The sequence below is a fragment of the Lysobacter silvisoli genome, from assembly GCF_003382365.1.
Classification (GTDB): domain Bacteria; phylum Pseudomonadota; class Gammaproteobacteria; order Xanthomonadales; family Xanthomonadaceae; genus Lysobacter; species Lysobacter silvisoli.
In genome coordinates this window covers 91,178-114,471 of sequence record NZ_QTSU01000004.1, presented here as the reverse complement: position 1 = coordinate 114,471, position 23,294 = coordinate 91,178, and the positions used below count along the sequence as shown (strand labels likewise).

The following is a 23,294-nucleotide window of genomic DNA, read 5'->3' as shown; positions in this document are numbered from 1 at the left end:
CCTCTCCCGCTTGCGGGAGAGGGCTAGGGTGAGGGGGTGAGCGCAAAGCGCGAATGCTCTTGATCGGGCACCGAACTCGCCACGTAGATAGAAGACCCGGAGGGCGGCGCACAGGACGTGCGCCGTTTTTCGCTGGCACAGGGATGTGCCATCGAAAAATCCCCGCGCCTACTCCGATCTCGCAAGGGAGCTCTGGCAAAGCGTTTTTCTTTGGTGACTTTCTTTTGACGCTTACCAAAAGAAAGTGACCCGGCCGCTTGCGGACGGAAGCTGTTGCTGTTGCTTCAACCAGCACACCCACACACCTTCGCGAGTTCGGAGCGGATCGCGGCTCACGCCGCTCCTACACAGAGCAGGCTCCGCAGCAACCGAAGCCTTCGCCGTAGTTGCAGGTTCGCGGTCGCAGCTTGCGCAGCTCCTACAGGGGAATCCGCAGCTTTCGACGTGGCTGCGGATTCGCGGTCGCGGCTCACGCCGCTCCTACCCCAAGGCGCAAGACGGGCTCAGTGGTGGCTCTTGCCAATGCCGCCGCCTTCGCCGTCGGGCACCAGCACGCGTACGTTCTGCATCATGCCCTGGTCCTCGTGCTCCAGGATGTGGCAATGCAGCACGTACTCGCCGATGTAGCGCTGGTAGCGCGTGCGCACGAACACCGTGTAGCCGAATTTCACGAACACCGTGTCCTTCCAGGTGCCCTGCATCTGCGCGTACTGGCTGTCGTTCGGATCGCCGCTCACGCTCACGTCCACGCCCTTGGGGTTGAGCACGCGCACCACCTGGAACGGATTGACGTGGATGTGGAAGGGGTGGCCGCCGCGCGCCGAGCTCAGTTTCCACTCCTCCACGTTGCCCAGCACCAGATCGCGCGACTTGCCCGGGTCGTAGGCGTGGCCGTCGACCATGTACACGTTCGGCGTCTTGTCGGTGTCGATGTTGAATTCCAGTGTCTGCTCGCCGGTGAGCTCGCTCTGGGCGATGTCCCGGTGCGGCACGAAGGCGTCCAGGCGCAGGCCGTCGCGCAGCGCGGCGACGATGCCCGCGCGCAGGTCGGCCGGCATGCGGCTTTCCGCCGCGGCGACCAGCCGCTCGGTCACGTAGGGGCGCAGCTGCGCGATCGGCGCGCCGCCGCCGGCGGCCACATCGGCGATGCCCAGCAGCTGGCGGTCCTCGGCGGCATTGGTGATGCTGGCGCTGGCCACCGCGGCCGCGTCGATCACGCAGTACTGCCCGGCCTTCGGGAACACCACCAGCGCGTCGCTGCGGTAGCCCGGCTGCAGCACGTTCTCGTTCTTCTCGGCCACGCGCGCGCGGGTCAGGCCGTCGGTGGCCACTTCGAACTGCGGCACCACCGGGCCGGTGCAGTTGCGCGCGACCCAGTTGTCCAGCGCCGCGCCGGACAGGCCCTCGGGGCTGGGGTGGCTGGGGCGCAGTTCGCGCAGCTGCAGGTTGATGGTGTCGCGCACGCCGGCGTGGAGCATGCGCCAGCGCTCGATGCGGCCGGCGACCAGGCCGTTGAAGGTCGGCAGCACGTCGCCGTTGATGCTGGTGTGGCGGCCGGACTGGACCCAGGTGTCGACGGTGGCGCCGGGCGCGAAGCCGAACTGGTCGTAGCCTTCGATGCCGCCCAGATCGCCGGGTTCGCAGACCCAGGCGATGGTGTCGCCGGCGGCGTTCTTCTCGACCTTGATCTTGTTGTCCTGGTCGCGGCAGGCATAGGCCACCTGCTGGAACAGCAGCACGCGTTCGGGCATCGCCGCGCCGTCGGCGTCGCGCAGCAAGGTGTCCAGGTCGCCGTTGCGGCCCACCGCGGGCAGGCGGTTGCCGCGCACCAGCATCGCTCCGGCCATGCCGCTGGAGACCTGCAGCGCGGTGGAGCCGTGCAGATGCGGGTGGTACCAGTAGGTGCCCGAGGGATGATCGGCAGGCAGGTTGTACTCGTACTCGAAGGCCACGCCGGGCTTCAGGGTCAGCAGCACGTTGTCGCTGTTGCCGGTGGGGCTGACCCACAGGCCGTGCGAGTGCAGGTTGGTGGAGTTGAAGCAGTGCGGGACGTTGATGTCCTTGGGCGTGCAATCGGGCTGCTTGGGCAGCTGGTTGTCCAGGCGGATGCGCACGGTCTCGCCCGGCGCGGTGACGATGGTGGGCGCCACGAACGGGGTGTCCGGATGCGTGCCCGGGCTCTGGTAGGAGCGCAGTTCGACCTCGTCGTAGCGCTGGCTCTTGGGGTTCCAGATCTTGGAACGGGTGAGGGCGATGCGCAGGTCGAGCAGGGCCTCGCGCGTGTCCACCGGTTGCGCGCCGGCCGGGGTCAGCGCCAGCAGCGGCTTGGCCTGGTCGCCGGAGCGCAGCATGCGCGCCATCACCGGCTGTTCCAGTTCGCGCGGGGCGTCGTCCTGTGCGGCCACGGCCGGCGGCAGAGCCAGTATCAGCAGGGCGGAAGCGAGGGCGGTGCGCCGCACAGGCGTGCGTGCCGCGCCTGGAGCCGTATCCAGGGTGCGATCCATGCGTCTTGCTCCTACAGGAAGATGAATTGTGATGCGGAGCATATATCTGGCACACGAACGGACGCACGAGTACGTCTAAAGAGTGCCGATGGGGTGCGCAGGCGCTCGCCGCGGTCGTTGCTGCGGTGCGGTCGGGATGGGGAATTCGAAGCGGGCCGCGCACTTGCGTGCGTCCGCGCCCGGCACGGCCGAGCAGGCCGCGGCCGTGGGGTCGGCCTGCGGGCCGACGGTGCGCGCCGACCGTCGATGCCTGGGCACCGACGGACGGTCGCGCGTGGCTTCACATCGACTGCGCCTGGCGCTGTTCCTTGGCCGGAGCCGGCGTGGCCGGCTGCTGGCCCTGGTTGAGGGCGTCGAGCTGGCGGAACGATTCCTCGGCCGGGGGGGTCTTGTCGGTCGGCACGCCCACGCGCACGTGCGCGGGGTCGTTGAGGCCGCCCTGGACCAGGAACGCGGTCTTGCCCACTTCCTTAGTCACCGGATCGACGCTGAGGGCGACGTGGTCGGGGCTGGTGATGCCGTTGCGCTTGCCTTCCAGGGTCATGCCCGCGGCGATGCGGTCCAGGTCGCCCTCGGACACCGAGCGGCCATGGCGCGCGTACTCGCCCTCGACCTTTTCGCGGATGCCGGAGAACAGCTTGTGGTCGGCGTGATCGGCGCTGCGCGGGTCGACCCGGACGTGCGAGTGGTCGTCCTGCAGCAGCGCTTCCAGCGGCGAGTTGATCGGCACCGCCCGGTGCGTGGTCTTGGTGTGGTCGAAGTGGCCGGGCTTGGGCGTGCTGGTGCTGATGTCCACGTACGGCTGGCGGCCGGCCGAGTTGGCGCCCAGGTCGATGCCGTTCTGCTCCATCAGGCTCTCGTTGAGCTTGAGCTGGGTCATGTTCAAGTGCACCGCCGGCTTGCTGCCGTCGGCGGTCTTGCCGTGCGCGTGCTCGAGCTGGCTGATGAAGCTGACGTAGCTGGCGCCGTAGTAGTTGGCGTAGTCCGAATTGCCGTTGTGGCCCAGGCGCGCCTGCGAACCGGGCATGTCGAAGTAGTACTTGCCCATCGCCTTGATGTTGTCGGCGCTCTGCGCCATCGACAGGTCGGCGCCGATGGTCAGATCGGCCTTCATGGCGTAGGTGAAGTTGGGCGCGGTGCCGCTGCGGGTCATGAAATCGCCGGCGCGGCCGGGCGACAGCAGGTACACGTCCTCCAGCGTGGCCGTCGGCTTGGTCTGGCGCGCGGCGCCGACCAGAGCGTTCCAGCCGGCGATGTGGGCCTTGGCCTCGTCGTCGCGGTTGGTCTGGATCATCTTGCCGACGATCGTGGTGTAGTCGTGCACCGCGGCCGGGCTCTTGGCCATCGCCGTGGCTTCGGTGGCGAAGGTCGACAGGGCGGTGGCGCGGTCGCCGCGGAAATAGCCGTGCTGCACTTCGTGGCCGAGCACGAAGGTCATGTTACCGGCGTTGTAGGTGCCGCCGGGCGCCTTCTCCAGGCCCTTGAGCGGCAGCAGCATGGTCTGGTCGCTGCTGCGGTAGGCGCCGCCGGCATTGGGATCGGTGAGCGCGGCGAAGCCCTTGAGGTGGCCCTTGGTGACCACGTCGTTGAGCTGCGCCATCAGCGCCGGCGAGCCGTTGATGGTGGCGGTGAGGTTGGTGACGGCTTCGGCGCTGACGCCGGGCTTCTTGCCGAAATCGTCGATGAGTTTCTGCAGATCTGCGCTAATAGGCATGACGGGATCCTTCCCTTACTCGACCGTGATCATCTTCACGCAGTGGTGGCGAACCTTCTCCGGCGTTTCGTCGGATTCGCCCTCGATGTAGACCTGCAGCGACAGCGACGGGCGCTGGAACACGTAGTGGTCCACGCGGCCGTGCTCGCCATAGGTCACGCTGTCTTCGAAGCCCATGCCCTTGAGCGCGTCGGCGTACTGCTTGTAGTCCATGCCGCAGATGGCGGTCATCGGCGCATGGCCCTCGCCGGTGCGCGAGAAGTCGAAGATCAGCTTGTTCCGATCGTCGCCCGGGGCCTTGCTGACGTACAGGTTGTAGGCCCAGTCCGGGGTGAGCTGGGCGCCGGCGCCGAAGGCGCCGCTGCGGCCGGTGGCGCGCTCGACCGGCAGACCGGTCTGCTCGGCCACGTATTCGGGGGTGAGCTGGTCGCTGGACTTCAGGCCTTCGATCAGCTTGAGCACGCGCCGGCTGACTTCGTCGCCGGACAGCGTGGCGTTGACGGTGGTCATGGATTCCTCCTTGATGGATGTGCGTTCGTTCTTGCCCGGCGACACGTGCGCGCAGGCGGCCAGGGCCAGGCCGCTGAGCGGCAGCAGGCACCAGGCGGTGATGGCGTTGGGGGATGTGGAGCGGGGCGGCGGCATGGCGTCTCCTCCGTGGACGCTGGGGACTTCCGGGTTATAGATCATGCGCTGGTCCCTAAACAACGGCAGATTCGCGACAAAACGGCCACAGGCACGCTGCGCTGTCCTGAACGGCACGCGGGCCGCGTTGCCAGTGCACGAACCCGACCCAGGACATCCGCATGGCCCGCACGCCCCTGTACTCATTGCTGCGCCGCGCGGCGCGCATCGCGCGTGCCTCGCTGCATGCGCCCGCGCCCTTGGACGAGTTGCGCGAGTTCGCCCAGGAGCGCCGCATCGACCTGCGCCGGCGCCGCCTGCTGCAGGGCGCGGGCGCGGGCCTGGTGCTGGCCGGCTGCGCCCAGGCGCCGCCGCGCGCGCTGCGGCCGGCGGGAGAGGAGGTGGTGGTGGTCGGCGCCGGCATCGCCGGACTGACCGCGGCCTGGCGGCTGCGCCAGGCCGGCGTGCGCGTGCGCGTGTTCGAGGCCCAGAACCGGGTCGGCGGGCGCATGCTCAGCCTGCGCGGCCACTTTCCCGACGGTCAGGTGATCGAACTGGGCGGCGAACTGATCGACAGCAACCACAGCCGCATCCGCGCCCTGGCCGGCGAACTGGACCTGACCCTGGACGACCTGCTCGACGGCGACGAGGGCGAGGACGCCTGGTACTTCGACGGCCGCCGCATCGGCGGGGCCGAGATCGTCGCGGCTTTCGTGCCGGTGGCGGCGCTGATCGAGCGCGACTTGGGGCGCCTGCGCGACGGCGACATCACCTACCGCGACGACCAGGGCGCGGGCGTGCTCGACGCGCTGTCGGTGGCGCAGTGGCTGGACGCCAACGGCGTCGGCGGCTGGCTGCGCAAGCTCATCGACGTGGCCTACACCACCGAGATGGGGCTGGAGATCGACGAGCAGTCGGCCTTGAACCTGCTGACCTTCATCGGCACCGCAGGCGACGCCTTCGCGGTGTTCGGCGAAAGCGACGAGCGCTACCACGTGCGCGGCGGCAACGACCTCATCGTGCAGGGCCTGGGCACGCGCCTGGACGATGCGATCGAAAGCGGCCACGCATTGGAGGCCTTGAGCGCCGGCGCCGACGGCAGCTACACCCTGAGCTTCCGCCACGGCGCGGCCAGCCGCGAGGTGCGCACGCGCCAGGTGGTGCTGGCGCTGCCCTTCACCCTGCTGCGCGAGGTCGCGCTCACGGCCGAGTTGCCGCCGGCCAAGCGTCGCGCCATCGACACCCTGGCCTACGGCAGCAACGCTAAGCTGATGATCGGCTACCAGCGCCGGGTCTGGCGCGAGCACGGCGGCAATGGCGCCTCGATGAGCGACCTGAGTTACCAGACCAGCTGGGAGACCACGCGCAAGCAGGGCGGGGCCGGCGGCGTGCTGACCAACTTCACCGGCGGCCGTCACGGCCTGGCCCTGGGCCAGGGCACGCCGCGCGAGCAGGCCGACGCGGCCACCGCGGCGCTGGAGCGGGTCTACCCGGGCCTGGCGCAGGCGCGCGAGGGCGCGCGCGAGGCGCGCTTCCATTGGCCCAGCCATGCCTGGTCGCGCGGCAGCTATGCCTGCCTGCGCCCCGGCGACTGGACCGGCCTGCGCGGGGCCATGGGCGAATCGGTGGGCGGCCTGCACTTCGCCGGCGAGCATTGCGCACTGGACACCCAGGGCTTCATGGAAGGCGGCTGCGAGTCCGGCGAGACCGCGGCGCAGGCGGTCCTGGTGCAGCTGCGCCTGACCCAGCAACGGCGCGGCCCGGCCCCTATTCATGTAACTGCCTGATTGCGGGGCTTTTTGTACTGGTCGGTATCGTTTTGCAGTGCAGCGTGCAAAGGGGATAACGTTTCCTTCACGATCGCCCCGCATCCCGACGTGGGGGAGGGAGCAGGCCCGCAACCGGTTCGACCGGGGCGGGCTTTTTTATTGCCCCGCCTCGGACCCCACCGTTGTCATGCGACGTGCGGTGGCCGTTTTCGCGCGCGATTGCGTGCCTTGAGACCCCGGCTTGGATCGTCCTACCCTCGCGGTGCGCGGGGGGCGACTGTGACGTGAGTCACTCTATCCAGGAGAAGGGGTTATGAAACGTTGGACTTTGGCCTTGTGCGCGGCGGCGCTCGTGACCGGCAACGCGCATGCGGCGACTTACGTCGTGCAGGCGAAGGGGCAGAATTTCAGCACCGCGCTGGCCAACAAGATCGCCGCCGCCGGCGGCCAGGTGAAGGCGCGCTATCCGCAACTGGGCGTGGCCATCGTCGAGGCCGACGACAGCTTCGCCGTGCGCGCGCTGCAATTGAACGAGATCGAATCGGCCGCGCGCGACAAGGCGCTGCAGTTCGACCCGCCCATGGTGGTCAGCGCCGAAAGCCTGGGCGAAAACGCCGCCAGCCCGCCCAACACCGGCGACAACGACACCCGTTTCGACTTGCAGTGGGGGCACACGGCGATCCGCGCCACCGATGCCTGGGCGCGCGACTACCGCGGCGCCGGCGCGGTGGTGGCGGTGCTGGATTCGGGCGTGGACTGCGCGCACCCGGACCTGGTGCCGAACATGCTGGCCAACCTCAACACCTCGTTCGTGGCCGGCGAAGGCGCCTGCGCCACGCGGCCGTTCCCGGTGTTCAACCACGGCACCCACGTGGCCGGCACCATCGCCGCGGCCGACAACGGCGTGGGCATCATCGGCGTGGCGCCCTCGGCCAAGTTCTTCGCGGTCAAGGTGCTGTCGGAGTTCACCGGCAGCGGCAGCTTCGCCGGCATCCTGCAGGGCATCGTCTACGCCACCGACAACGGCGCCGACGTGATCAACATGAGCCTGGGCGTGAGCGGCGGCCTGCCGATCGCGGCCGACACCAAGGACCTGATCAAGGCGGTGCAGAAGGCGGTGCTGTACGCGCGCCAGAACAACACCATCGTGATCGCGTCCACCGGCAACGAGGCGGTGGACTTCGACCATGCGGTGGACGCGGACGGCAACCGGCTGATGTCGTTCCCCGGCGGCGTCGAAGGCGTGACCGGCATCGCCGCGACCGCGCCGATCGGCTGGGCCTTGAACTTCAACACCAATCTGGACATTCCCACCAGCTACACCAACTACGGCAAGCGCACGGTGGACTACGCCGCGCCGGGCGGCGACTCGGCCTATCCGGGCAACGAGAACTGCACCGTGGCCGGCCTGCTGCGGCCGTGCTGGGTGTTCGACCTGGTCTTCAGCGACAGCACCGGCGGCTTCTCCTGGGCGGGCGGCACCAGCATGGCCTCGCCGCACGCGGCCGGCATCGCCGCGCTGGTGATCGGCGCCAACGGCGGCGAACTGCAGGTCTCGCGCGTGGAGAACGCGCTGCGCCGCGGCGCGGCCGACCTGGGCACGCCGGGCGTGGACGAGTTCTTCGGCCATGGCCGCGTCAACGCCGACGATTCGTTGCGTTAAGCAGTACCGAGCAGGGGCGCCGCGACGACCGGGGCACGGGTCGCGGCGATAACGAGGCGGACGCCTGCCGGGCAGGCGTCCGCTTTCTTTCCGGCGCCGGCGCCGGGCATCATCGGCGCATGTCCGAGGTCACCCCCCGCCGCGATGACGCGGCCGAACGCGCGCTGGCGCGACTGCGCGCCGCCCATGCCGATCACGCCGCTCTGCTCGCCGACCCGGCGCTGGCCGCGCGCGTGGCGCGGGTCGCGCTGATCAGCGACTTCGCCATCGACACCTTGTTGCGCCAGCCGGCGCTGCTGACCGCGCTGGCCGCCGACGACGGCGCCGGCGAGCCGGCCGAGCCCGAGCTGCTGCCCGAACAGCGCGCCGACTGGGGCGCGCTGCTGCGCCGCTACCGCGCGGCCGGTTCCACCCGCTTGATCTGGCGCGATGCGCTGGGCCTGGACAGCGTCGAGACCACCCTGGCCGGCAGCACCCGCCTGGCCGAGGTCTGCCTGCAGCGCGCATTGACCGCGCTGGAAGGCGAGTTCGCCCAGCGCTACGGCGTGGTTCGCGACCGCGGCGGTGCGCAGCAGCGCCTGGTGGTGTTCGGCCTGGGCAAGCTCGGCGGCGGCGAGCTCAATTTCAGTTCCGACGTGGACCTGGTCTACGCCTACGAACACGACGGCAGCACCGAGTACGACGGCCGCGACCCGGCGCGCGCGCTGGACGCGGAGAACTACTTCGCCAAGCTAGGCCAGCAACTGGCGCGGCTGCTGGACGAGGTCACCGCCGACGGCTTCTGCCACCGCGTCGACCTGCGCCTGCGCCCCTATGGCAACGCCGGCCGTCTGGCCTGGTCGTTCGCGGCGATGGAGCAGTACTTCCAGCGCGAGGGCCGCGACTGGGAACGCTATGCCTGGCAGAAGGCGCGGCCGGTGGCCGGCGATCTGGACGCGGGCGAGCGTTTCCTCGACGCGCTGCGGCCGTTCGTCTACCGGCGATATCTGGATTTCGGCGCGCTCGACGGCCTGCGCGCGATGAAGGCCGCGATCAGCGCCGAGGTCGCGCGCAAGGAGCTGGCCGACGACATCAAGCGCGGGCCCGGCGGCATCCGCGAGATCGAATTCCTGGTGCAGGCCCTGCAGCTGATCCGCGGCGGACGCGAAGCCGAGCTGCGCGGCCGCCGCCTGCTGCCGGCGCTGCGCGAACTGATCGCGCAGCGGCAGATCGGCGAGGACGCCGGCGCCGCGCTGGCCGACGATTACCGTTACCTGCGCCGGCTCGAAAACCGCCTGCAGATGCGCCGCGACGCGCAGACCCATGCCCTGCCGGAGGACCCCGCCGAGCGCGAGCGCATCGCCCTGGGCTTGGACTACGCCGACTGGGACGCGCTGCGCGCCGACCTGGACCTGCGCCGCGCAAGGGTGACCGCCGAGTTCGATGCGCTGCTCGCGCCGCGCCGGCGCGCGGTCGCGCCCAATGCGCTCACCGTGTACTGGCGCGCGCTGCCCGAGGCCGGCGCCGCCGACACCCTGGCCGACGCCGGCTTCGAAGACGCGGCCTCGGCCGACGGCATGCTGCGCGACCTGGCCCGTAGCCCCGGCGTGCGCGGCTTGTCCGACAGTGCGCGGGCGCGCCTGGACCGCGTGCTGCCGGCGCTGCTGCAGGGCGCGGCGCTGTCCTCGCAGCCCATGCTCGCGCTCAAGCGCCTGCTCGCCTTGCTGCACAACGTCCTGCGCCGCAGCGCCTATCTGGCGCTGCTGGACGAACAGCCCGCCGCGCTGGCGCGCCTGGTCGAAGTGGTCAGCCGCAGCGCGCTGTTGGCCGAACGTCTGGCCGCGCATCCGCTGCTGCTGGACGAATTGCTGGACGCGCGCGTGGTCGGTCCGCTGCCCGGCCGCGCCGAACTGCGCGCGGCCTGTGCGCAGGTCGACGGCGGCGACGATGCCGAGGCCACGCTGCAGGCCTTGAACGAGGTGCGCCAGGCGCTGAGCTTCCGCATCGCCCTGGCCCTGCGCGACGGCCGCCAGAGCGCCGAGGAAAGCGCGCGGCAGCTGGCCTGGCTGGCCGACGGCGTGGTGCTGCGGGTGCTGGCGCTGGCCGAAAGCGAGGTCGCCGGCGCGCACGGGCGCGTGCCGCAGGCGCGCTTCGCGGTGCTGGGTTACGGCAGCTTGGGCGGCGAAGAGCTGGGCTTCGGTTCCGACCTGGACCTGGTGTTCCTGTACGACGTGCCCGATGCCGCGGCCTCGTCCGACGGCGCGCGTCCGCTCGAAGCCGGACGCTGGTTCGCGCGCCTGGCGCAGAAAGTGGTGGCGCTGCTGGGCGCGGTGACCGCGGGCGGCCGCTTGTTCGACGTGGACGTGCGCCTGCGCCCGGACGGCGCCAAGGGGCTGCTGGTGTCGTCGCTGGCCAGCTACGCCGACTACCAGCGCGAACGCGCCTGGACCTGGGAGCACCAGGCCCTGGTGCGCGCGCGCGCCGTGGCCGGCGACGCCAGCCTGGGCGAGGATTTCGAGCGCGTGCGCGCGCAAACGCTCACCCGCGAGCGCGATGCCGCCAAGCTGAGCGAGGACGTGAGCGCGATGCGCCTGCGCATGCGCGCCGAGCTGGACCGCAGCGACGCGGCCGCCTTCGACCTCAAGCAGGGCGAGGGCGGGCTGGTCGATCTGGAATTCCTGTTGCAAGCGCTGGTGCTCGGGCAGTCGGGCGCGCACGCGGCTTTGCTCGCGCCGCGCGATACGCCTGGCCTGATCGGCATGGCGCAGGGGGTGGGCGCGCTGGATGCGGCAACGGCTTCGTCCTTGCTGGCGGCGCACGCGACGCTGCTGGCGCGCGGACTGGACTGCACTTTGGACCGGCGCGCGCGGCGTGTGGCCTTGGACGAGGCGGTGGAGGGTGCGCGCGAGGCGATACGTTCGGCGGCGGCGTCGGCCGGTTTGCGTTTCGGCTGAGCTGCACGGCCTGGCCTCCCCCTGTAGGAGCTGCGCAAGCTGCGACCGCGAATCCCCGCCTACGACCAAGCCGTCGGTCGGCGTGGGGTCTGCTCAGGCGCCTTGGGGTAGGAGCGGCGTGAGCCGCGATCAGCTCCGAACTCGCGAAGGCGTTTGGGTGTGTTGGTCGAAGCAACAGCAACAGCTTCCGTCCGCAAGCGGCCGGGTCACTTTCTTTTGATAAGCGTCAAAAGAAAGTAACCAAAGAAAAACGCTGTCCTTGGACAGAGCTCCCGTGCGAGATCGAAGCGTGCTCAGGGATTTTCCGATCGGGCCTCCTGCCCGAGCGGAAAACGGCGCACGTCCTGTGCGCCGCACTTCGGGTCTTCTGTTTGCGCGGCGAGTTCGGTGCCCGATCAAGAGCATTCGCTTCGCTCATCCCCTCACCCTAGCCCTCTCCCGCAAGCGGGAGAGGGGATGGATCCGGCGCCGCTTGTGCTTTAGCCCCTCTCCCGTTTACGGGAGAGGGGTTGGGGTGAGGGCACGCGAAACATCGCACCCCGGCGCAACCCATGCCCGCATCCCCACCCCTACAAGCCCAACCGCCGCCTCACCTGCTCCGCAATCCTCGCCGTCTCCCGCAGCGGCATCACCGCATACGCGTCCAGTGCCCCATCGGCCGCGTACGCACGCATCCGCCCGCTGGCGATCAACGCATCCACGAACCGCCGCGGCCGCCCCTGCAAGCGCTCATGCCCGGCGACATACAACGGTGCATTCGTAGCCGACGCCTCCGACAGCATGTTCACCGAATCCGCCGTGCACACCACGCAGTCGGCCCAGCCGAGCAGGCCGGCATACGGATTGGCGCCGTCGCCCTCGCCGCTCCAGGCCACGCCGGGCACGGCCGCCAGCTGCGCACGCAGGTGCGCGCGCACGGCGTCGGGCGTGCGCCGCGAGGCGGTAGCCAGCACGCTGCCGCCTACACGCGCGGCTAGCGCGGCGACCTGCGCGACCAGCGCATCCAGCGCCGGCGCATCCAAGGCCGCATGCGCGCTGGCGCCGCCCAACAGCAAGGCGATGCGCGGCGCAGGCAGGGCCGCGTAGGCGGGGTAGGCGCTGCGGCCGGCGGCCAGCCACAGGTCGTCGACCGGGTGCAGGCTGCCCAGCAGCGACAAGGTGTTGGCGCCGTGCAGGCCGTCGTGTTCGGGGGCGATCACCAGGTCCCAGTGAGCCGGATCCAGGCGCGGGTCGAGGATCTGCACTGCCGCCGCGCCATGCGCACGCAGCAGCCGGGTCGCCAGCGCGGCCTGGCGGCCGCAGCCGATCGCCAGCGCCGGCGGCCGCGTCAGTGCCTGGGCGAACTCCGGCCCGAACGCGTGCTGGGCGCCGGGCAGCCGCCGCGGTGCCGCCCAGGCCCACGGGGCACGCGGCTGCAGCACGAATTCGCGCGCCGGCCGGCCCAGCGCCGCGGCCAGGGCCTGGGCCTGGCGGGCATTGCCAGCGCGGCCGTCGCTGAGCACCCAGGTTTCATCCATGGTGCTTAACCGCTTTCCGGGCTGTGATTCGTTGCACGTTTGCGATCAATCCGTTCCGGCGATGGCGGCTTCGCTTAACGAACGGGACTCTACACTTCCGCACCTGGCCGCGGCGTCCCGCTCCGGCACCACCTTCCGGAGACCCCGATGTCCTCGCCCCTGACCGATGCCGCCCTGGACCAGTTGTTTCGCACCGCCCGCACCCATAACGAGCTCGGCGGCGAAGTCAGCGACGACACCCTGCGTGCCCTCTACGACCTGCTGAAGTGGGCGCCCACCAGCGCCAACATGTCGCCGGGCCGCTACGTGTTCGTGAAGTCGGCCGAAGCCAAGGAAAAGCTGCGCCCGGCGCTGTCGGAGGGCAACCTGGAGAAGACCATGAAGGCGCCGGTGACGGTGATCGTCGCCCACGACGAGGACTTCCACGAGAAGCTGCCCTACCTGTTCCCGCACACCGACGCCAAGGCCTGGTTCGACGGCCCGCGCGAAGGCCGCAGCGCCGCCGCGTTCCGCAACGGCAGCCTGCAGGGCGCCTATCTGATCCTGGCCGCGCGCGCGCTGGGCCTGGACGCCGGCCCGATGTCGGGCTTCGACAACGCCAAGGTCGACGCCGCGTTCTTCGCCGGCACCCCGATCAAGTCCAACTTCCTGATCAACCTCGGTCACGGCGACGTGTCCAAGCTGTTCCCGCGCTCGCCGCGCCTGTCGTTCGACGAAGTCGCGCAGATCCTCTGAGCGGCTTAGCTGTAGCCTTGCCCGTTGCATCCCCCGTGCCGGCCGCGAGCCGGCCGCCCATTCCGGAGATTCCCGCCATGAAGCGCATCCTGCTCGCCGCCGTCCTCGCATTTGCCGTCGCCGGCGCCGCCTCGGCCGCCCCGCTGACCTACAAGATCGACGCCAACCACACCGACGTGATCGCCGGCTGGAGCCACTTCGGCTTCTCCAACCCGGTCGCCCACTTCGGCCAGGTCGACGGCAGCATCACCTACGATCCGGCCAAGCCCTCGGCCTCGTCGGTGGAAGTCACCATTCCGCTGGCCGGCCTGAACTCGCACGTGCCCGCGTTCGACGAGCACCTGCGCAGCGCCGATTTCTTCGACGCCGAGAAGTACCCCAACATCACCTTCAAGAGCACCAAGGTGGAAGCCGCGGGCGAGAAGAAGCTCAAGGTGACCGGCGATCTGACCGTGCACGGCGTGACCAAGTCGGTGGTGCTGGACGTGACCATCAACAAGGTCGGCGAGCAGCCGATGGCCAAGCGCGCCGCGGCCGGCTTCGACGCCAGCACCACGATCAAGCGCAGCGAGTTCGGCGTGGGCAAGTACGTGCCCAACGTCAGCGACGAGGTCACCATCCACATCACCACCGAGGCCATCGTGCCCAAGGCCGAAGCCTCCGACGCCAAGGCCTGAACCATGATCGTCGAACGCCCCTCCGGTGCCCGCGGCCGCGTCCAGGCCGGCTGGCTGGACAGCCGCCACACGTTTTCCTTCGGCAGCTACTACGACCCGGCCTGGATGGGCTTCGGCGCTCTGCGCGTGATCAACGAAGACCGCGTCGCTCCCGGCGCGGGCTTCTCGCCGCACCGTCACGCCAACATGGAAATCCTCAGCTACGTGCTCGAAGGCGGGCTGGCGCACCAGGACAGCAGCGGCGGAGGCGGCACCATCCGCCCCGGCGCGCTGCAGTGGATGAGCGCCGGCCATGGCGTGGAGCACAGCGAGTACAACGCCTCCGATGCGCAGCCGGTGCACTTCCTGCAGATCTGGATCCAGCCTGACCGCCTCAACGCGCAGCCTGCCTATGGCCAGCGCGAGGCGGCGGCCGGCGATTACGCCGACGGCTGGACCCTGCTGGCCTCGCCCGACGGCGAGCACGGCAGCCTGGCGATCCGCCAGCAGGCCTGGCTGCATGGCGCGCGCCCCGCACCGGGCGCGGCGCTGGAACGCGAACTGGACCCCCAGCGCCTGTACTGGCTGCACGTGGCCCGCGGCGAAGTCGAGGCCGGCGGCCGCCGCCTGCAGGCCGGCGACGCCCTGGGCTACCGCGAGGAAAGCGGCCCGCTGCGCATCGTCGGCGCCGGCGGTGCGCCGGCCGACCTGCTGCTGTTCGACCTGCCGGCCTGAGCGTGGGCCCAGCTGCCGCCGCGCGCCGGTTTGGCGGGCGCGGCGGACGCACCTGCTAAACTGCGTGCCCGCGTCGCCACCCGTCGTCCGTCATGACCGCAGCCAACGCCCATCCCACCCAGGCCAACGCCGAGCAGCGTTACACCGTCACCCGCGCGGACCTGCCGCTGAGCTGCCCGCTGCCGTCGATGGCGCTGTGGAATTCGCATCCGCGCGTGTACCTGCCGATCGAGGCCGAGCGCGAATGCCAGTGCCCGTACTGCGGCGCGCACTACACCCTGGTCGACTGAGCCCGCGCGGCCCCGCCGCAGGCCCGCCCGCGTGCGCCGGCTGAGCGTGGTGCAACTGCTGCCGGCGCTGGAGTCCGGCGGCGTCGAACGTTCCACCCTGGAGATCGCCGACGCGCTGGTGCGCGCCGGCCACCGTGCCGTGGTCGTGTCCGCGGGCGGCCGCCTGGTGCCGCGGTTGCTGGCGCTGGGCGCCGAGCACATCGCGCTGGACATCGGCCGCAAGTCGCCGCTGACCCTGCGCCATGCGCGCACACTGCGCCGCGTGTTCGCCGACTGCCAGGCCGACATCGTCCATGCGCGTTCGCGCCTGCCGGCCTGGATCGCGCGGCTGGCGCTGCGCGGCCTGCCGCAGGCGCAGCGGCCGCATTTCGTCACCACCGTGCACGGGCTGAATTCGCCCTCGCGCTACAGCGCGGTGATGACCCGCGGCGAGCGCGTGATCTGCGTGTCCGACACCGTGCGCGATTACGTGCTGCGCCACTATCCGCGGACTGATCCCGGCCAGCTGCGCACCATCCCGCGCGGCATCGACCCGGCCGTGTTCCCGCGCGCGCCCGCGCCCGACCGCGACGCGCGCGCCTGGGCCGCGGCCGCGCATCCGGCCCTGGCCGGCGACGGCCCGCTGCTGTTGCTGCCGGGCCGCGGCACCCGCCTCAAAGGCCATGCCGACGCGCTGGCGCTGCTGGCCGCGCTGCGCGGCGACGGCATGGACGCGCGCCTGTGGCTGCCCGGCGCGCGCGAAGCCGGGCGCGAAACCTACATCGCCGAACTCGAAGCGCAGGCCGCCGCGCTGGGCATCGCCGCGGCGGTGGCCTTCACCGCGCCCACCGACGCGATCGCGCGCGCCTACGCGGCCAGCGACCTGGTGCTGCAGGTCTCGCGCAAGCCCGAGGCCTTCGGCCGCACCGTGGTCGAAGCGCTGAGCGTGGGCCGGCCGGTGCTGGGCTGGAACCACGGCGGCGTGGGCGAGTTGCTGGCGCGCCTGCAGCCGGGCGGGGCGGTGGCGCCGTTCGACGCGCGCGCCCTGCACGCGTCCGCCCGCGAATTGCTAACGCATCCGCCGGCGCCAGCGGATACGATGGACTATTCCTTGCGTGCGATGCAGGAGGCCACGCTTGGCGTCTACGCCGAATTCCCCCAGCGGCCGCGCTGACGGCGCCGATCCGCGCTGGTCCGACCCGAACGGCGCCGGTCCCGACGGAGCCGGCCCCAATCCGCCGCCGCCCGCGCAGCGCGCTGCGCACGGCTGGCGCTGGGCGCCGGCCTGGATCCTGGCCTACGTGGCGCTATGGCCCGCGCCCGGCTATGCCGAAGCGGTGCTGGTGCTGGGCGCGCTGGCGGCCATCGTCCACCTGGTGGCCTCGCGTTTCCGCAGCGGCGGGCAGTTGCTGAGCAATCCGGCCTGGGCGCTGACCAGCGTGCTGTTCTTCGCCTATTGGCTGCCCGAACTGGTCTCGGCCTTCGACGCCATCGACGTGCCGCGCGCGCTGCGCAAGGCGCTGGAGGACATCCGCTACCTGCCGTTCCTTTGGCTCGCCGCGTCGGCCGTGGCCAACCCGCACGGGCGCCGCACCATCTTCGGCGGCCTGGCGGTGATCGTGAGCATCTGGACCGTGGATGCGCTGCTGCAGGCTCTGACCGGCGTCAGTCCGCTGTTCGCGGCGATGGACGGGGTCAAACTCAACTTCAGTGGCCATCGCATGTGCAGCCCGGAGGAAGTCGCCGGCGTCGATCGCCTCAGCGGCGTGCTGGGCCCGTGCAACCTCAAGCTCGGCCAGGTGCTGGCCAGCCTGTCGCCGTTCGCGCTGTACGCCGCAGGCCGGCGCTACGGCATGGGCGGCTGGCTGCTCGCCGCCGCCGCGGTCGGCCTGGTGCTGGTACTGGCCGGCTCGCGCGCGTCCTGGATCACCTATGCGCTAGTGCTGGTGTTGTCGGGTTGGCGCCTGCTGGGTTGGAAGCGGCTGCTGGCGGTGTTCGCGTTCGGCGCGATCGCCGTGGCCACCATCGCCGCGATCTCGCCGCAGGTGCGCGAGCGCGTGCTGCGCACCGCGCTGGTGCGCAGCGCCGACGTGCAGGGCGTGGACAGCGCGCTGTCCGGCCGCGCGCGCATCTGGAGCGCGGCGCTGTGCATGGCGCGCGAGAATCCGATCAACGGCGTGGGCGCGCGCGGTTTCCGCGAAGCCTTCCCGGCCTGCGATCCGGCGCCGGGCCAGCAGGCCGCCTGGGGCTACGGCCCGGCCCTGCACGCGCACCAGGTGGTGCTGGAAGTGCTCAGCGAAACCGGCGGCTTCGGCCTGCTGATGTGGCTGGCCGGCGCGGCCCTGGCCTGGCGCGCCTGGCGTTTCGCCGACGACGAGGCGCGCGACCGCGCGCGCCCGGCCATGCTCGCCGTGGTGGTCACCCTGTTCCCGCTCAACACCCACCTGGCCTTCTACTCCACTTTCTGGGGCGGCGTGGCCTTGCTGCTGGTGGCCTTGTACGCGGGCAGCCTGCTGGCGCAACCGTCAGAAAATAGAGTTTAGGCGTTGGAAGATAGTGAAAAGCGCAACGCAGCCGCTCTCGCTCACCTAACGCCTACTCGCTATTCCCCAGCTTGTAAGGCGAGGTCTCGCCCACCGGCCGGCGCTTGAAGCGCCGGTGGATCCACAAATACTGGCTGGGCGCCTCGCGCACCATCGCCTCGATCTGCGTGTTGACCCGCGCGCTGTCGGCGGTGGCGTCGGCGGAGGGGAAGTCCGGCAGCGGCGCGCCCAGGCGCAGCACGTAGTCGGCGCCCTCGCGGCGATGGAAGAACGGCACCACCGCGCAGCCGCTGAGGCGGGCGAACTGGTGGGTGGCGGTGATCGTGGCCGCCGGCACGCCGAAGAACGGCGCGAACACCGTGTCCTTGCCGCGCATGTCCTGGTCCGGCGCATACCACAGGAAACCGCCCTGCTTGAGGTGGCGCATGGCCGGGCGGATTTCCTCGTTGGTGTACATGGCGCTGGCGTAGCGCAGACGGCCGCGCTTGACCGCCCATTCGAACACCGGACTGCGATGGCGGCGGTACATGCCGGCCAGCGGCAGGTGATCGCACATCAGCCGCCCGCACAGCTCCAGGGTCATGAAATGGCCGGAGATCAGCAGCACGCCGCGGTTCTGCGCGCGCACCGCATCGAGCAGTTCCAGGCCTTCGATGCGCACCGTGCGCCGCATCGGCGTCACCGTGCCCCACCAGGCGCGGGCGAATTCGAACAGACCGATGCCCAGGTCGCGGAAGCTCGCGCGCAGCAGCGCCTCGCGCTCAGCCTCGCTCTTTTCCGGATAGCACAGCGCCAGATTGATGCGCGCGGCGCGGCGGCGGTCGCCGGCCACGGCGAACGCGAACGCGCCCGCCAGCCGGCCTAGCGCGCGCTGCAGCGGCCAGGGCAGGCGTGCGCCCAGGCACATGCCGGCCAGGGCCAGCCACATCGGCCAATGGCGGGGGCCGCGCGGGGGAGGGGGCAGCGGGCTTGCGGTCATGGCCGCTAGTTTAGTGGCCCCGTCGCCGGATCGTGACCGATCCTGGCCGTTGGGCGCGAATTCGCGCAAACCGCGGCGCTGCGCGCGCGGCCGTAGCGCTTATCCTTAGGGCATGCGGAGGGACGGTATCGAGCGCCTGTTGCGCGGCCTGTATTCGGTCGCGCTGTACCTGTTGGCGCCGATCACGGTCTATCACCTGATCTGGCGCGGCTTCCGCCAGCCGGCCTATTTCCAGCGCTGGCTGGAACGCTACGCGATCTACCGCGGCGCCCCGCACACCCGCACCCTGTGGCTGCACGCGGTCTCGGTGGGCGAGGTCAACGCCGCCATCCCGCTGGTCAACGCGCTGCGCCGCGGCCGCCCGGACCTGCGATTGCTGGTGACCACGATCACCCCGACCGGCTCCGACCGCGCGCGCGCGGCCTGGGGCGACAGCGTCGAACACGTCTACCTGCCCTACGACCTGCCCGGTGCGGTCTCGCGTTTTCTCCAGCACCACCGGCCCTGCGCCGGGCTGATCATGGAAACCGAACTCTGGCCCAGCCTGCTGTTCGGCTGCCGCGACCGCGGCATACCCACCTACATCGTCAACGCGCGGCTGTCGGAACGTTCGCTGCGCGGCTACCGCGTGCTCGCGCCCCTGGTCGCGCGCGCGCTGCGGACCGTGCGCACGATCGCCGCGCAATCGCACGCCGACGGCCAGCGCTTCGTGCGACTGGGCGCGAGTCCGGAGCAGGTGGTGGAAACCGGCAACCTCAAGTTCGACGTCAACGTGCCCGAGGCGCTGGATGCGTTCGCGGTGGAATGCCGCCGCCACATCGGCGCGCGGCCGGTGTGGATCGCCGCCAGCACCCACGAGGACGAAGAGGCCGCGGTGATCTCGATTCACCGCCGCCTGCGCCAGCGCTTCCCCGACCTGCTGCTGCTGTGGGCGCCGCGCCACCCCGAGCGTTTCCGCGTGGTCGCCGAATCGGCGCGCGCGGCCGGCTGGACCGTGTCCACGCGTTCGCGCACGCGCTGGCCGCAGCTGGGCGACGACGTGTTCGTGATCGACACCCTGGGCGAGCTGATGTGCTTCTACGCCGGCGCCGACGTGGCCTTCGTCGGCGGCAGCCTGCAGGCGATCGGCGGGCACAACCTGCTGGAACCGGCGGCCACCGGCACGCCCATCGTCACCGGCCCGCACCTGCACAACTTCGTCGAGATCGCGCAGCGTCTGGAGGCCGCCGGCGCGCTGCGCATCGGCGCCGACGCCGACGCGGTGCAGGTGGAACTGGAACGCCTGCTGGCCGACCCGCGCCAGCGCGCGACCATGGTCGCCGCCGGCCGCGACCTGGTCGAACTGGGCCGCGGCGCGCTGGCCAAGACCATCGCCCTGTTGCAGCCGGTGCTGCCGCCGCAGGCTTAGCGCGCGGATCTCACGAGAGCAGGATCAAGAGGGGTTCCGGCTTTCGCCGGAATGACGGGGTTGGGATTCCAGCAGCCGGTGTGGGAGCGGCGTAAGCCGCGATTAGCCGCGCACTCGCTGCATCCTCCCGGTGTGGAGTAAATCGCGGCTTACGCCGCTCCCACAGTTCTTAGGCGCCAGCCGCCCGCACAAAACAAAACCGCCGGCAGGGCCGGCGGTTTCGGGTGTTGCCCAAGACGCTTGCGCCGCTCAGTTCTGACCGCCCGAAGGCTCGAACTTGGCCGCCGGTTCGGAGGTCAGCAGGCGGTTGATGTCCTGCACGTCCGACACGTCCAGGGTGCCGGCGGCCTGTTCCAGCAGCAGGCGGTTCTGCAGGTAGTTGTACTTGGCCTGCGCATAGGCCTGCTGCGCGGTGAACAGGTTCTGCTGGTTGATCAACACGTCCAGCACGGTGCGGGTGCCCACTTCCAGGCCGACCTGCGAGGCCTCGTAGGCGCTGCGCGCCGACACCAGCGCCAGGCGGCGGGCCTCGACTTCGCTCACGCCGGCCACCAGGGTCTGGTAGGCGTTGCGCGCGTTGCGCACCAGGGCGCGCTTCTGCTGCTCCAGCTCGTCGCTGGCCACGTCGCGCTGGGCCAGGGCCTGGCGCACGCCCGACTGGGTCGCGCCGCCGGCGAAGATCGGCACCGACAGGGTGATGCCCAGGTTGGGGCCGCGGCCTTCGCTATCGCTCTCGAAGGTGTTGCCGCCGAAGGTGCGGTCGGTCCAGTTCTTGCTCTTGTCGTAGCCGCCGGTCAGGTACAGGGTCGGCCAGTGGCCCGAACGCGCGGTTTCCACGTCCGCCTCGGCCGACTGCACCTGGTACTGCTTGGCGCGCAGCGAGGGGTTGTTGTCGATCGCGGTCTGCACCCAGGTCTCGGCGCTCTGCACTTCCGGCAGCGCCGGCTTGAAGTCGTCCGGCAGGCCCTTGAGGTTGCGGATCGGCTGGCCGGTGATTTCGCCCAGCGCCTGGTAGGCGTCCTCGACCGCGTTGCGCACCAGGATGGTGTTGGCGCGCGCGCTGTCGTACTGGGCGCGGGCCTCGTGCACGTCGGTTATCGGCGCCAGGCCCACTTCCAAACGCTTGGAGGCGTAGTCGAACTGCTTCTGCAGCGCGGTCTCGGCGGCCTCGGCGGCGGCCAGGGTCTCCAACTGCACCAGCACGTTGAAGTAGGCGGCCGAGGTGCGGGTGATCAGCGAGTCGCCGGCCGATTCCAGGCTGAAGTCGCTGGCCTGGCTGAGCGCGTTGCGGCTCTTGAGCGTGGTGAAGCGGCTGCGGTCGAAGATCATCTGCCGCAGGTCCACGCCGTAGCTGCGCGAGGTGGTCTCGGTGGTCAGGTTGCCCGGCACTTCGACCGGATTGGTCGGGTCGCTGTTGTCGACGAAGCTGGGCGCGGTCGTGCGGCTCTTGCTCAGCGTGGCCGAGCCGGTCAGCGTGGGCAGCAGCGCGGCACGCGCCTGCACCGCGCCTTCCTTGGTGGCCAGACGGCTGGACTCGGCGGCGGACAGTTGCGGGTCGCCGTTACGGGCCAGCTCGTAGGTCTGCAGCAGGTCTTCCGCCGAAGCGACGGCCGGCAGCAGAACGAAAGCGAGGGCGAGAACGAGTGGGCGGCGGATCATGCGGCTTCCTTGGCGTTGCGTTCAGAACTCGAAGACGGGCACGGGCGCCGCGCCGACGAGATAGGGGAGGTCGGTTTCGAACAACGATTGGATGCGGCGAGCGTTGACTTCGTTGCGCACCAGCACCGCTTCCATCGCCGGCGAGCGGCCGTGGACGACGAACATGCGTCCGCCCGGCTGCAGCCAGTCGTAGAAATGAGCGGGAATTTCGGCGACCGCGCCGGTCACGCAGATCGCGCTGTAGCGGCGCTCGTTGCGCCAGGTCAGCGCGTCGGCCACCAGCACCTGGGCGTTGTCCACCGACTGCTCGGACAGGCGCGCGCGCGCGGCCTGGGCCAGCTCGGGGTGGATCTCCAGGCTGGTCACTTCGCGGGTCAGGCGGCCCAGGCAGGCGGTCAGGTAGCCGCTGCCGGTGCCGATCTCGAGCACGTCGTCGGTGGGCTCCAGCGCCAGCGAATGCAGGCTGCGGCCTTCCAGCACGGGCTTGAGGGTGAACTCGCCGTGGCCCAGCGGCAGGGCCAGGTCGGCGTAGGCCAGGCTGCGGTGCGCGGCGGGCATGAAGGCCTCGCGCGGCAGCGCCGCCAGCACGTCGAGCACGCGCGGGTCGAGCACGTCCCAGGGCCGAACTTGCTGTTCGACCATCAGTTCGCGTGCTTTGGCGTAATCGATCGTAGTCATGAATTGGGGGTCTCGCGCTCTGGAATCGTAGGCGCGGCCGGCGCCTGGGCGCGGGCCGCAACCTCTAATTCTACCGGCCTGGCGCGGTGGCCGGTGGATAAAGGATGGCGGTTGGGCGTACGGCGTACTGAGTGCCGGAAGTCACCAAGACTGTCGTCATTGAGCATGCTCGCGGCCCGGGGTTCTATCGTTGGGACGCATAAGCGCGCAGGAACAGGTCGACCGAGCTGGTCGTGTGCGCCCGCGCCTCCTCCGGACTGGTCTCGCCGCAGCCGTACACCAGGCGCTCGTAGGGCTCGCCTTCGAGCAGGGCGAAGAACTGGCCGGCGGCGCGGTCCACGTCCTCGATCGCCAGTTCGCCGGCCTGGACGCGGCGGCGCAGCAGGGCGGCGAAGTCGTCGTGGGTGCGCTGCGGGCCCACCTCCCAGAACATCTGCGCCAGTGGGGTGCCGGCCAGCTGCGGCGAGCACAGCATGCGGTGGCCCTGCACCGCCTCGGGCGAGCTGAGCATGGTCCAGAAGGCCTCGGCGATGGCCAGCAGGCGCTCGCGTAGCGGGGTTTCCGGCGAGGGTTCGAACAGCAGGGTGGGCAGGAAGCGCTCGCAATGGGCCTTCACCGCGGCCAGGAACAGCGCTTCCTTGTCGCCGAAATGGCTGTAGACGGTGAGCTTGGAGACCCCGGCCTCGGCCGCGATCTGATCCATGGAGGTGGCGTCGTAGCCCAGACGGATGAACATCCGGGTGGCGGCTTCCAGGATCGCCGCGCGCTTGCTCAGGTCCTTGGGGCGGCCGGGTCCGGCGGGCTTGGGGGCCTCGTCGGCGGGGGCGGCGGTTTTGCGTGGTGCGGTCATGCGGGAATACTAGACTACCGGGTTCGATAAATATACAGTACTGGCAGTACATTAATTA

Annotated in this window: 18 protein-coding genes; 10 read left to right on the top strand and 8 right to left on the bottom strand. The window is 70.5% G+C overall.

Going from position 1 to position 23,294, the window contains the following annotated elements; genetic code table 11:
- Window positions 1–503: 503 nt before the first annotated feature.
- From DX914_RS18200 to DX914_RS18190, 3 genes are all read right to left on the bottom strand, one after another.
- On the bottom strand, window positions 504–2,504 hold the full coding sequence (locus DX914_RS18200) for a multicopper oxidase family protein (protein ID WP_115861470.1): 2,001 nt from the start codon (window positions 2,502–2,504) through the stop codon (window positions 504–506).
- Window positions 2,505–2,784: 280 nt separating this feature from the next.
- Window positions 2,785–4,218: an XVIPCD domain-containing protein gene (locus DX914_RS18195; RefSeq protein ID WP_115861468.1), complete on the bottom strand. Its 1,434-nt coding sequence runs from the start codon at window positions 4,216–4,218 to the stop codon at window positions 2,785–2,787.
- A gap of 15 nt (window positions 4,219–4,233) precedes the next feature.
- A complete protein-coding gene (locus tag DX914_RS18190) occupies window positions 4,234–4,863 on the bottom strand; it encodes a hypothetical protein (protein ID WP_115861466.1) in 630 nt (209 codons plus the stop codon).
- 161 nt (window positions 4,864–5,024) lie between these two features.
- Here DX914_RS18190 and DX914_RS18185 point away from each other — a divergent pair, with 161 nt between their 5' ends.
- The 3 genes from DX914_RS18185 to glnE all read left to right on the top strand — a co-directional run bounded on the left by DX914_RS18185 (window position 5,025) and on the right by glnE (window position 11,207).
- Complete coding sequence (locus DX914_RS18185; RefSeq protein ID WP_115861464.1) at window positions 5,025–6,629, top strand: flavin monoamine oxidase family protein; 1,605 nt, start codon at window positions 5,025–5,027, stop codon at window positions 6,627–6,629.
- 295 nt (window positions 6,630–6,924) lie between these two features.
- Complete coding sequence (locus tag DX914_RS18180) at window positions 6,925–8,274, top strand: S8 family serine peptidase (RefSeq protein ID WP_115861462.1); 1,350 nt, start codon at window positions 6,925–6,927, stop codon at window positions 8,272–8,274.
- 119 nt (window positions 8,275–8,393) lie between these two features.
- Window positions 8,394–11,207: a bifunctional [glutamate--ammonia ligase]-adenylyl-L-tyrosine phosphorylase/[glutamate--ammonia-ligase] adenylyltransferase gene (gene glnE / locus DX914_RS18175; protein ID WP_115861460.1), complete on the top strand. Its 2,814-nt coding sequence runs from the start codon at window positions 8,394–8,396 to the stop codon at window positions 11,205–11,207.
- Window positions 11,208–11,776: 569 nt separating this feature from the next.
- On the opposite strand, the gene DX914_RS18170 is transcribed toward glnE, so the two are convergent.
- Window positions 11,777–12,724, bottom strand: coding sequence for a mitochondrial fission ELM1 family protein (locus tag DX914_RS18170; protein WP_115861458.1), 948 nt, complete (start codon window positions 12,722–12,724; stop codon window positions 11,777–11,779).
- Between the two features lie 147 nt (window positions 12,725–12,871).
- On the opposite strand from DX914_RS18170, the gene DX914_RS18165 reads away from it, so the two are divergent.
- The 6 genes from DX914_RS18165 to DX914_RS18140 all read left to right on the top strand — a co-directional run bounded on the left by DX914_RS18165 (window position 12,872) and on the right by DX914_RS18140 (window position 17,662).
- A complete protein-coding gene (locus tag DX914_RS18165; RefSeq protein ID WP_115861456.1) occupies window positions 12,872–13,459 on the top strand; it encodes a malonic semialdehyde reductase in 588 nt (195 codons plus the stop codon).
- The gene (locus DX914_RS18160) at window positions 13,456–14,136 is read left to right on the top strand and encodes a YceI family protein (RefSeq protein WP_425480706.1); all 681 of its coding nucleotides are present in this window, start codon (window positions 13,456–13,458) and stop codon (window positions 14,134–14,136) included. Before DX914_RS18165 ends, DX914_RS18160 begins: the two co-directional genes overlap by 4 nt.
- A gap of 3 nt (window positions 14,137–14,139) precedes the next feature.
- Window positions 14,140–14,850 carry a pirin family protein gene (locus DX914_RS18155; protein WP_115861452.1) on the top strand — a complete coding sequence of 237 codons (711 nt, stop codon included), beginning with the start codon at window positions 14,140–14,142 and terminating at the stop codon, window positions 14,848–14,850.
- 92 nt (window positions 14,851–14,942) lie between these two features.
- Window positions 14,943–15,140 (top strand): zinc-finger domain-containing protein, encoded by a 198-nt coding sequence (locus DX914_RS18150; RefSeq protein WP_115861450.1) that lies wholly within the window; start codon window positions 14,943–14,945, stop codon window positions 15,138–15,140.
- Between the two features lie 31 nt (window positions 15,141–15,171).
- Entirely contained in the window at window positions 15,172–16,293 is a 1,122-nt protein-coding gene (locus tag DX914_RS18145; RefSeq protein WP_115861448.1) for a glycosyltransferase, read from the top strand.
- A gap of 115 nt (window positions 16,294–16,408) precedes the next feature.
- Complete coding sequence (locus tag DX914_RS18140) at window positions 16,409–17,662, top strand: O-antigen ligase family protein (protein ID WP_231118334.1); 1,254 nt, start codon at window positions 16,409–16,411, stop codon at window positions 17,660–17,662.
- Window positions 17,663–17,714: 52 nt separating this feature from the next.
- Here DX914_RS18140 and lpxL read toward each other — a convergent pair whose 3' ends face one another.
- Window positions 17,715–18,641 (bottom strand): LpxL/LpxP family Kdo(2)-lipid IV(A) lauroyl/palmitoleoyl acyltransferase, encoded by a 927-nt coding sequence (lpxL, locus tag DX914_RS18135; RefSeq protein ID WP_115861444.1) that lies wholly within the window; start codon window positions 18,639–18,641, stop codon window positions 17,715–17,717.
- Between the two features lie 112 nt (window positions 18,642–18,753).
- Between lpxL and waaA the strand changes: the two genes are divergently transcribed.
- Entirely contained in the window at window positions 18,754–20,049 is a 1,296-nt protein-coding gene (gene waaA, locus DX914_RS18130) for a lipid IV(A) 3-deoxy-D-manno-octulosonic acid transferase (RefSeq protein ID WP_115861442.1), read from the top strand.
- A gap of 249 nt (window positions 20,050–20,298) precedes the next feature.
- Here waaA and DX914_RS18125 read toward each other — a convergent pair whose 3' ends face one another.
- From DX914_RS18125 to DX914_RS18115, 3 genes are all read right to left on the bottom strand, one after another.
- Window positions 20,299–21,708 (bottom strand): TolC family outer membrane protein, encoded by a 1,410-nt coding sequence (locus DX914_RS18125; protein WP_115861440.1) that lies wholly within the window; start codon window positions 21,706–21,708, stop codon window positions 20,299–20,301.
- Between the two features lie 21 nt (window positions 21,709–21,729).
- The gene (locus DX914_RS18120) at window positions 21,730–22,386 is read right to left on the bottom strand and encodes a protein-L-isoaspartate O-methyltransferase family protein (protein ID WP_115861438.1); all 657 of its coding nucleotides are present in this window, start codon (window positions 22,384–22,386) and stop codon (window positions 21,730–21,732) included.
- Between the two features lie 184 nt (window positions 22,387–22,570).
- Window positions 22,571–23,236: a TetR/AcrR family transcriptional regulator gene (locus DX914_RS18115; protein WP_115861436.1), complete on the bottom strand. Its 666-nt coding sequence runs from the start codon at window positions 23,234–23,236 to the stop codon at window positions 22,571–22,573.
- Between the last annotated feature and the right edge of the window lie 58 nt (window positions 23,237–23,294).

Bases quoted from the DNA above. Each gene is read 5' to 3' on its own strand.
- DX914_RS18190 (WP_115861466.1), bottom strand. From the start codon at position 4,863: ATGCCGCCGCCCCGCTCCACATCCCCCAACGCCATCACCGCCTGGTGC.
- DX914_RS18115 (WP_115861436.1), bottom strand. From the start codon at position 23,236: ATGACCGCACCACGCAAAACCGCCGCCCCCGCCGACGAGGCCCCCAAG.
- DX914_RS18200 (WP_115861470.1), bottom strand. From the start codon at position 2,504: ATGGATCGCACCCTGGATACGGCTCCAGGCGCGGCACGCACGCCTGTG.
- lpxL (WP_115861444.1), bottom strand. From the start codon at position 18,641: ATGACCGCAAGCCCGCTGCCCCCTCCCCCGCGCGGCCCCCGCCATTGG.
- DX914_RS18185 (WP_115861464.1), top strand. From the start codon at position 5,025: ATGGCCCGCACGCCCCTGTACTCATTGCTGCGCCGCGCGGCGCGCATC.
- DX914_RS18180 (WP_115861462.1), top strand. From the start codon at position 6,925: ATGAAACGTTGGACTTTGGCCTTGTGCGCGGCGGCGCTCGTGACCGGC.
- waaA (WP_115861442.1), top strand. From the start codon at position 18,754: ATGCGGAGGGACGGTATCGAGCGCCTGTTGCGCGGCCTGTATTCGGTC.
- DX914_RS18170 (WP_115861458.1), bottom strand. From the start codon at position 12,724: ATGGATGAAACCTGGGTGCTCAGCGACGGCCGCGCTGGCAATGCCCGC.
- DX914_RS18125 (WP_115861440.1), bottom strand. From the start codon at position 21,708: ATGATCCGCCGCCCACTCGTTCTCGCCCTCGCTTTCGTTCTGCTGCCG.
- DX914_RS18150 (WP_115861450.1), top strand. From the start codon at position 14,943: ATGACCGCAGCCAACGCCCATCCCACCCAGGCCAACGCCGAGCAGCGT.
- DX914_RS18195 (WP_115861468.1), bottom strand. From the start codon at position 4,218: ATGCCTATTAGCGCAGATCTGCAGAAACTCATCGACGATTTCGGCAAG.
- DX914_RS18165 (WP_115861456.1), top strand. From the start codon at position 12,872: ATGTCCTCGCCCCTGACCGATGCCGCCCTGGACCAGTTGTTTCGCACC.
- DX914_RS18155 (WP_115861452.1), top strand. From the start codon at position 14,140: ATGATCGTCGAACGCCCCTCCGGTGCCCGCGGCCGCGTCCAGGCCGGC.
- glnE (WP_115861460.1), top strand. From the start codon at position 8,394: ATGTCCGAGGTCACCCCCCGCCGCGATGACGCGGCCGAACGCGCGCTG.
- DX914_RS18120 (WP_115861438.1), bottom strand. From the start codon at position 22,386: ATGACTACGATCGATTACGCCAAAGCACGCGAACTGATGGTCGAACAG.